Below are 9401 nucleotides of genomic sequence, written 5' to 3' on the forward strand. Positions count from 1 at the left end.
CATCAATCTCTGAAACTACCGCTGGGTTGGAAGGATTACGAGCTTCTAACAACTCGGTAATTCTTGGTAAACCTCCAGTGATATCTCCTGCTTTAGAGGAACGACGTGGAATCTTAACAAGGATTTTACCTGCTTTGATTTTCTCTCCATCTTCTACCATCAAGTGAGCTCCAACTGGTAAGTTATAAGAACGAATTAATTCTCCGTCTTTACCATAAACCAATAAGGTTGGGATTAATTTTTTATTTCTTCCTTCAGAAATTACTTTTTCTTGGAAACCTGTTTGCTCATCAATTTCTACTTGGAACGATTGTCCTTGTTCTAAATCTTCGTAAGCAATTTTCCCAGTAAATTCAGAAACGATAACTCCATTATAAGGATCCCATTTACAAATAACAGCTCCTTTTTCAACCACATCGCCATCTTTTACACTGATGACAGAACCGTAAGGAATATTATGAGTACTTAACAAGATACCTGTTTTAACATCTACTAATTTTAACTCCGTTGAACGAGAAACAACGATATCCACTTTGTGGCCATCTCCATCCTCTCCAACAACTGTTTTTAAATCTTCGATTTCAAGTTTTCCTCCAAATCTTGCTACAATAGTAGATTCCTCTGAAACGCCACCCGCAACTCCACCTACGTGGAAAGTACGAAGGGTTAACTGAGTACCTGGCTCTCCAATTGACTGTGCTGCGATTACTCCGACAGCTTCACCTCTTTGAGTCATTTTTCCTGTAGCTAAGTTTCTTCCGTAACATTTAGCACAAATTCCTTTTTTGGCCTCACAGGTTAAAGGAGAACGCACTTCCACTTTTTCCAAAGGAGATTCCTCAATAGCTTTAACAAAAGCTTCCGTAATTTGTTCTCCAGAATGAACTAGAACTTCATTGTTCATTGGGTTAATTACATCTTGTAGAGCAACACGCCCCAAAATTCTTTCCCCTAATGTTTCAACGATTTCTTCATTTTTCTTCAAAGCAGAAACTTCAATTCCTCTTAACGTACCACAATCTACAGAGTTTACAATCACGTCTTGTGAAACGTCATGTAATCTTCGGGTTAAGTACCCCGCATCCGCCGTTTTCAAAGCGGTATCTGCAAGACCTTTACGCGCACCGTGAGTAGAAATAAAGTACTCAAGGATTGAAAGACCTTCTTTAAAGTTAGAAAGAATTGGATTTTCAATAATTTCACCACCACCTGCAGTTGATTTTTTTGGCTTAGCCATCAAACCACGCATACCAGTTAACTGACGAATTTGTTCTTTAGAACCCCTTGCTCCAGAATCAAGCATCATATATACTGAGTTGAAACCTTGTTGGTCTTCACGGATATTTTTCATAGCCAATTCGGTCAATTGAGCATTGGCAGAAGTCCAAATATCAATAACTTGGTTATAACGTTCGTTATTGGTAATAAGACCCATGTTATAGTTCACAGAAATACCCTCAACTTGCTCTCTTGCATCAGCAATCAATTTAGTTTTTTGTTCTGGAATTCTAATATCACCTAATGAAAAGGACAATCCACCTTTGAAAGCGAATTTATAGCCCATATCTTTCATGTTATCAAGGAAAGCTGCCGTAGTAGGAACATCGGTTACTGCAAGGATTTTTCCAATAATATCACGTAACGATTTTTTAGTCAATACTTCATTGATATATCCAGCCGCTGGTGGAACTACTTCATTAAAAAGTACTCTTCCTGCAGTTGTTTGGATAACTTTGTATACTAATTCACCATTTTCATTAAAATCTTTAGCACGTACTTTCACACGTGCATTCAACTCTACTCTACCTTCGTTTAAAGCAATATTACATTCTTCAGCCGAATAGAAGGTTAACCCTTCTCCTAAAATTTTCATTTCTGGAGTTGTCAATCTTTCTTTGGTCATATAATACAGACCCAATACCATGTCTTGAGAAGGAACTGTAATCGGGGCGCCATTCGCAGGGTTCAAAATATTGTGAGAAGCCAGCATTAATAATTGTGCTTCTAAGATGGCTTCGGGTCCAAGCGGCAAGTGAACTGCCATTTGGTCACCATCAAAATCCGCGTTAAAAGCCGTACATACTAATGGGTGCAACTGTATTGCTTTTCCTTCAATTAGTTTGGGTTGGAAAGCTTGAATACCTAGTCGGTGCAATGTAGGAGCACGGTTAAGTAATACTGGGTGACCTTTGATTACATTTTCTAGGATATCCCAAACAACTGGCTCTTTTTTGTCAATGATTTTCTTAGCTGACTTAACGGTCTTAACAATTCCTCTTTCGATTAATTTACGAATTACGAATGGTTTGTACAATTCAGCAGCCATATCTTTTGGCAAACCACATTCAAACAATTTCATTTCTGGCCCAACAACAATTACCGAACGAGCCGAATAATCCACACGTTTTCCTAATAAGTTTTGACGGAAACGTCCTTGTTTTCCTTTCAAGGAATCTGAAAGTGATTTTAAGGGTCTGTTTGATTCTGTTTTAACAGCAGAAGCTTTACGAGTGTTATCAAATAAGGAATCTACAGATTCTTGTAACATACGTTTTTCGTTTCTTAAGATTACTTCTGGAGCTTTAATCTCCATCAATCTTTTCAAACGGTTGTTTCTAATAATAACTCTTCTATACAAGTCATTCAAATCCGAAGTCGCGAAACGACCACCATCAAGTGGCACTAAAGGACGCAATTCTGGTGGTATAACTGGTATTACTTTAAGGACCATCCATTCCGGACGATTCTCTCTATTTTTATTAGAGTCACGGAAAGATTCAACCACTTGTAATCTTTTTAATGCTTCTGTTTTTCTTTGTTTAGAAGTTTCATTATTGGCAGCGTGACGCAATTCATAAGACAATGCATTTAAATCTGTACGTGCTAATAAATCCATGATACATTCAGCACCCATTTTGGCAACAAATTTATTGGGATCATTATCATCTAAATATTGATTTTCCGCAGGAAGTGTATCTAAAATATTTAAATATTCTTCTTCTGTTAAAAAATCTAATCTTTGTAATGACTCACCTTCTGCATTCACAGCAATACCTGCTTGGATTACTACATATCTTTCGTAGTAAATAATCATATCTAATTTCTTAGAGGGTAATCCAAGGATATAACCAATTTTGTTTGGCAAAGAACGGAAGTACCAAATGTGAGCTATAGGCACAACAAGGTTGATGTGACCTACTCTATCCCTACGTACTTTTTTCTCAGTAACTTCAACACCACAACGGTCACATACGATTCCTTTATAACGGATTCTTTTGTATTTTCCACAAGCACATTCAAAATCTTTTACGGGACCGAAAATTCGCTCGCAAAAAAGACCATCACGCTCTGGTTTGTGTGTTCTATAATTGATTGTTTCTGGTTTCAGAACCTCACCTCTTGACTCTGCCAAGATAGTTTCTGGAGAAGCTAAACCAATTGATATTCTGTCGAATCTCTTGATAGTATTTTTAGGATCTCTATTATTATTTCTATTATTCATCATAGTTTTTACTATTGATATTATTGAAATTGTATTTTTTGTTGTCCGTTATCGGTTTTCCGTTATCAGTTTTTAACCGATAACAAATAACCGATAACAGCTAACTGATTTTATTCTTCTAATCTGATATCTAATCCAAGACCTTTCAATTCATGCATCAATACATTGAATGATTCTGGTAATCCTGGCTCTGGCATAGTTTCTCCCTTAACGATTGCTTCGTAAGTTTTGGCTCTACCAATTACGTCATCTGATTTAACAGTCAAGATTTCTCTTAGCGTACTCGATGCTCCATAAGCTTCAAGTGCCCAAACCTCCATTTCTCCAAAACGTTGACCTCCAAATTGTGCTTTACCACCCAATGGTTGTTGTGTTATAAGAGAGTATGGTCCTATAGAACGTGCGTGCATCTTATCATCAACCATATGTCCCAATTTCAACATATAGATAACTCCAACAGTTGCTGCTTGATGGAAACGTTCTCCAGTGCCTCCATCATACAAATACGTATGACCGAATTGTGGAATACCCGCTTCGTCTGTTAATGCGTTGATTTGCTCTATAGTAGCACCGTCAAAAATTGGAGTCGCATAGGTTCTTCCTAACTTTTGTCCAGCCCAACCTAAAACAGTTTCATAAATCTGACCGATGTTCATACGAGAAGGTACACCAAGTGGATTCAATACGATATCTACCGGAGTTCCATCTTCTAGGAATGGCATGTCTTCATGACGAACAATACGAGCCACAATACCTTTGTTTCCGTGACGTCCAGCCATTTTATCACCCACTTTCAATTTACGTTTCTTAGCAATATATACTTTTGCTAATTTTAAAATTCCAGCAGGTAATTCATCTCCAACGGTGATGGTGAATTTCTCTCTTCTTAACGCACCTTGTAAATCATTTAATTTGATTTTATAATTGTGAATTAAGTCATTAACAAGACTATTAGTGGCATCGTCTCCCACCCATTGGCCTTTGGTTAAGTGTGCGAAATCTTCAACCGCATGTAACATTTTTTGAGTATATTTTTTACCTTTTGGTAAAACTTCTTCACCCAAATCATTCATTACTCCTTGAGATGTTTTTCCGTTTACTATAGTGAACAATTTCTCTACTAATTTGTCTTTTAATTCAACAAATTTCGTTTCGAATTCCATTTCCAAAGAAGTCAAATCGTCTTTGTCTTTAGTACGCTTCTTTTTATCTTTTACCGCTCTTGCGAATAATTTTTTATCTAAAACCACACCATGCAAAGAAGGGGAAGCTTTCAATGAAGCATCTTTTACATCTCCTGCTTTATCCCCGAAGATAGCTCTTAACAACTTCTCTTCTGGAGTAGGATCTGATTCTCCTTTTGGTGTAATTTTTCCAATTAGAATATCACCAGGTTTAACCTCGGCTCCAATTCTAATCATTCCATTTTCATCCAAATCTTTAGTAGCTTCTTCCGATACGTTAGGAATATCATTAGTCAACTCTTCGTTACCTAATTTAGTATCTCTAACTTCTAATGAATAATCATCAACATGGATAGATGTGAAAATATCATCACGTACTACTTTTTCAGAAATTACAATCGCATCCTCGAAATTATAACCTTTCCATGGCATAAAAGCCACTTTTAGGTTTCTACCTAAAGCTAACTCTCCGTTTTGAGTAGCATATCCTTCACAAAGTACTTGTCCTAATTTCACTCTGTCTCCTTTTCTTACGATTGGTTTCAAGTTGATAGAAGTACTTTGATTCGTTTTTCTGAATTTAATCAAGTTATACGATTTATCATCGGATTCAAAACTCACCATTCTTTCGGCTTCTGTTCTGTCGTATTTAATCGTAATCATATTGGCATCAACGTACTCTACGGTACCGTTTCCTTCTGCATTGATTAACACTCTTGAATCTGAAGCCACTTGACGCTCTAAACCAGTTCCAACTATAGGTGCTTCAGGTCGTAACAAGGGTACAGCCTGACGCATCATGTTAGATCCCATCAACGCTCTATTCGCATCATCATGTTCCAAGAATGGAATTAACGAAGCTGAAATAGAAGCAATTTGGTTAGGTGCAACGTCAGTGTAATGCACTTGTCCTGGGTCAACTACTGGGAAATCACCTTCTTCACGGGCAATAACTTTATCCGCAGTAATTTTTCCTTTGCCATCCATTTCAATGTTGGCTTGCGCAATCATTTTACCTTCTTCTTCCTCAGCACTCAAGTAAATAGGTGTTGATGTTAAATCTACTACACCATTGGTTACTTTACGATAAGGAGTTTCAATGAATCCCATACCATTTACTTTGGCATAAACTCCAAGTGAAGAAATCAAACCAATGTTTGGTCCCTCAGGGGTTTCAATCGGACAAAGTCTTCCGTAGTGAGTATAGTGAACGTCACGCACCTCAAAACCAGCTCTCTCTCTTGAAAGTCCACCTGGTCCTAGGGCTGATAATCTTCTTTTGTGTGTAATCTCGGCTAATGGATTCGTTTGGTCCATAAATTGAGACAACTGATTAGTTCCAAAGAAAGAGTTAATAACCGATGATAATGTTTTAGCATTAATCAAATCAATTGGTGTAAACACCTCGTTATCTCTAACGTTCATTCTCTCACGAATGGTTCTAGCCATACGAGCTAAACCTACGCCAAATTGTTGTGATAATTGTTCTCCAACAGTTCGTACACGACGGTTTGATAAGTGATCAATATCATCAATTTCTGCTTTGGAGTTGATTAATTCAATCAAATATTTTACTATGGTAATGATATCTTCTTTGGTCAAGACTTGCTTTTCCGTTGGGATATCTAAACCAAGTTTTTTATTCATTCTATAGCGACCTACTTCACCTAAGTTGTATCGTTGGTCTGAGAAAAATAATTTATCTATAATACCACGAGCAGTTTCTTCATCAGGCGGTTCTGCATTACGCAATTGTCTGTAAATATGCTCAACGGCTTCTTTTTCAGAATTAGTTGGGTCTTTTTGTAACGTATTATGAATGATGGCATAATCACCTTGATTAGCGTCTTCTTTGTGTAACAAAATAGACTTAACGTTAGAATCAATGATTTCCTCCACATTATCTTTATCGATAATAGTATCTCTATCAAGGATGATTTCATTACGTTCGATAGAAACTACTTCACCAGTATCTTCATCAACGAAATCTTCATGCCAAGTATTTAATACTCTTGCAGCAAGTCGTCTTCCAACATATTTTTTAAGACCTGTTTTAGAAACTTTAATTTCTTCAGCAAGGTCAAATATTTCAAGAATGTCCTTATCTCTTTCAAATCCGATAGCACGGAAAAGAGTAGTAACAGGTAATTTTTTCTTTCTATCGATATAAGCATACATTACACTATTGATATCGGTAGCAAATTCAATCCATGAACCTTTGAAAGGAATAACTCTAGCAGAGTATAACTTAGTACCATTGGCATGGAAAGACTGACCAAAGAAAACACCTGGCGAACGGTGTAATTGTGAAACTACCACACGTTCAGCACCATTGATAACAAAAGTACCACTTGGTGTCATATATGGAATTGTACCAAGATAAACATCTTGTACTATGGTTTCAAAATCCTCGTGCTCCGGATCTGTACAATAAAGTTTTAGTCTTGCCTTTAAAGGCACACTATAGGTTAAACCTCTTTCAATACACTCTTGTATAGTGTAACGTGGTGGGTCAACAAAATAATCTAGAAATTCCAATACAAATTGATTTCTTGTATCAGTTATTGGAAAGTTTTCCATGAAGGTGTTGTACAATCCTTCGTTGCCTCTTTCGTCTGATTTCGTTTCCAATTGGAAGAAATCTTTAAAAGATTTAACCTGAACATCCAGAAAATCGGGATACTGAGGTATGTTTTTAGTAGAGGCAAAATTCAATCTTTCAGTCTGATTTGTTATCATCAATGGACAAAATTTTGATTTAAAAAAAGTAATTTTTGTGTAAAAACACTGTTTAATCTATACTTTTCCTTTTTAAATAATCAATACATCTTTAAAAACAGACCAGGAAATTAGTCTATTTTTTTCTTCGTATGGATTAAAAGTATTTGCGTATTTAAAACTTATTTGATAATAAAATAGTGTTTAATTTTATTATACGAAAAATGGTTTAGGTCTCTGAGTGCTTAAACTCAAGACCTAAACCTAGTTCTAAAACCGAAGTTGAATTATTTTAATTCAACAACAGCTCCAGCTTCTTCTAAAGATTTTTTCAAACCTTCTGCTTCTGCTTTAGTAACTCCTTCTTTGATATTAGATGGTGCACCATCAACTAAATCTTTAGCTTCTTTCAAACCAAGACCTGTTAATTCTTTAACAGCTTTTACAACTGCTAATTTAGAAGCACCAGCTTCTTTAAGTACTACTGTGAATTCTGTTTGCTCTTCAGCAGCTTCACCTCCACCAGCACCACCAGCAGCAACTACTACTGCTGCAGCAGCTGGTTCGATACCATACTCATCTTTTAATATTGTAGCTAAATCGTTAACTTCTTTTACTGTTAAGTTAACTAATTGTTCTGCGAATTGTTTCAAATCTGCCATTTTTTCTATCGTTTAAAATGTTCTTTAATTATTATTTTTTTAGTCTGCTCTAATTATTCTGCGGCTTCGCCTTTTTGCTTAGCATTGTTTAACAATGCAGCAATAACACGTTTAGCAGGCGATTGAAGTAATCCAATGATTTCTCCAATAACTTCTTCTTTTGATTTCAATGAAGCCAAACTGTCTAAAAGAGTATCCCCGATGTAGATTTCACCGTTGATATAAGCTCCTTTAAAAGAAGGTTTGTCTGATTTTTTTCTGAAATCTTTAATGATTTTTGCTGGTGCATTAGCGATGTCTGCAATAAAAATGGAAGAATTTCCTTTTAATACAGAAGCTAAATCGCCATACTCATTAGCGGAAGCTTCCATTGCTTTTTCAAGCAAAGTGTTTTTTACTACTTCTAATTTAATTCCAGCTTTGAAACAAGCTCTTCTTAAACTTGAAGTTGTTTCAGCATCTAATCCAGAAGTATCAGCAATATATACTACATTACTTTCTGCCAACTTTGCAGTTAAATCTTCTATCGCGATTGATTTTTCTTCTCTTGTCATAATAAAATTTGTTTAACTACCAATTATACTGCTTTAGGATCTAAAGCAATAGCAGGGCTCATTGTACTTGACAAGTGAATAGACTTGATGTAAGTACCTTTTGCAGCAGTTGGTTTTAATTTAAGTAATGTTTGAATAATTTCATGAGCGTTGTCTACAATCTTATCTGACTCGAAAGAAATTCTTCCGATACCTGCATGTACGATTCCAGTTTTATCCACTTTAAAGTCGATTTTACCCGCTTTTACCTCAGCAACAGCTTTTCCTATCTCCATAGTTACTGTTCCAGTTTTAGGGTTTGGCATTAAACCTCTTGGACCTAATACACGTCCTAAAGGGCCTAATTTACCCATGATAGCTGGCATCGTGATGATCACATCAACATCCGTCCAACCATCTTTAATTTTCTGAAGGTAATCGTCCAATCCTACATAATCAGCACCAGCCGCTTTCGCTTCTGCTTCTTTATCTGGAGTTACTAAAGCTAATACCTTAGTATCTTTTCCAGTACCATGAGGAAGGGTTACAACACCTCTTACCATTTGATTTGCTTTTCTTGGATCAACTCCTAAACGAACAGCAATGTCAACTGATTCATCAAATTTTGCAGAAGCAACAACTTTCAATAAAGACGAAGCGTCTTTTAAAGAATATAATTTGTTTTTCTCAATTTTTGAAGCAGCTTCTTTTTGTTTCTTTGTCAATTTTGCCATTTCTTACCCTTGTTTTAGAGGAGAATCTCCAGTTACAGTTATACCCATAGATCTAGCTGTTCCAGCAA

Annotated in this window: 5 protein-coding genes; all 5 read right to left on the reverse strand. The window is 36.2% G+C overall.

The window, feature by feature from the left end:
- Nucleotides 1–3505 (reverse strand): DNA-directed RNA polymerase subunit beta' (gene rpoC / locus ACOYLT_RS08580; protein WP_422853446.1); only part of this gene is annotated, 3505 nt, incomplete at its 3' end.
- A gap of 107 nt (nt 3506–3612) precedes the next feature.
- Nucleotides 3613–7425: a DNA-directed RNA polymerase subunit beta gene (rpoB, locus tag ACOYLT_RS08585; protein ID WP_422853447.1), complete on the reverse strand. Its 3813-nt coding sequence runs from the start codon at nt 7423–7425 to the stop codon at nt 3613–3615.
- Nucleotides 7426–7691: 266 nt separating this feature from the next.
- Nucleotides 7692–8066, reverse strand: a complete 375-nt coding sequence (gene rplL / locus ACOYLT_RS08590; RefSeq protein WP_264522320.1) for a 50S ribosomal protein L7/L12 — start codon at nt 8064–8066, stop codon at nt 7692–7694.
- 53 nt (nt 8067–8119) lie between these two features.
- Nucleotides 8120–8620 (reverse strand): 50S ribosomal protein L10, encoded by a 501-nt coding sequence (gene rplJ / locus ACOYLT_RS08595; RefSeq protein WP_422853448.1) that lies wholly within the window; start codon nt 8618–8620, stop codon nt 8120–8122.
- Nucleotides 8621–8643: 23 nt separating this feature from the next.
- Nucleotides 8644–9333 carry a 50S ribosomal protein L1 gene (gene rplA, locus ACOYLT_RS08600; RefSeq protein ID WP_409822311.1) on the reverse strand — a complete coding sequence of 230 codons (690 nt, stop codon included), beginning with the start codon at nt 9331–9333 and terminating at the stop codon, nt 8644–8646.
- Between the last annotated feature and the right edge of the window lie 68 nt (nt 9334–9401).

It is taken from the genome of Flavobacterium sp. (genome assembly GCF_049318185.1).
In the GTDB taxonomy this organism is placed as follows: Bacteria; Bacteroidota; Bacteroidia; order Flavobacteriales; family Flavobacteriaceae; genus Flavobacterium.

What these genes read in the sequence shown, in the direction of transcription:
- rpoB (WP_422853447.1), bottom strand. Translation starts at nt 7,425, where the DNA reads ATGATAACAAATCAGACTGAAAGATTGAATTTTGCCTCTACTAAAAAC.
- rplL (WP_264522320.1), bottom strand. Translation starts at nt 8,066, where the DNA reads ATGGCAGATTTGAAACAATTCGCAGAACAATTAGTTAACTTAACAGTA.
- rplJ (WP_422853448.1), bottom strand. Translation starts at nt 8,620, where the DNA reads ATGACAAGAGAAGAAAAATCAATCGCGATAGAAGATTTAACTGCAAAG.
- rplA (WP_409822311.1), bottom strand. Translation starts at nt 9,333, where the DNA reads ATGGCAAAATTGACAAAGAAACAAAAAGAAGCTGCTTCAAAAATTGAG.